General features: G+C 38.0%; 1 pseudogene. It reads left to right on the plus strand.

The annotated features are described in order from the left end of the window. Positions 1-234: pseudogene (locus tag RFW85_RS09805) on the plus strand (phosphohydrolase); the annotation flags it as partial.

Consider the following 234-nt stretch of genomic DNA (forward strand, 5'->3'; position numbering starts at 1 on the left):
TCAACAATTATTAAAAGATGCACTTCACTACAATGATGTAATGGACATTGAAGGAAAAATTGTTGAGTTTGATGAGTTTCGTTTAATCGGGATTGGTGACTTATGGGCAGGGAAAACTGATATGCGTTCAATGCCAGACTTACCTCAAGATAAACCATGGTTAATTCTTTCCCATAACCCCGATACGGTAGATATGGTCCCTAAATTACCTAATCGCCCTTTAATGTTGTCAGG

The organism is Acinetobacter sp. 12966, assembly GCF_031196995.1.
Lineage (GTDB): Bacteria > Pseudomonadota > Gammaproteobacteria > Pseudomonadales > Moraxellaceae > Acinetobacter > Acinetobacter geminorum.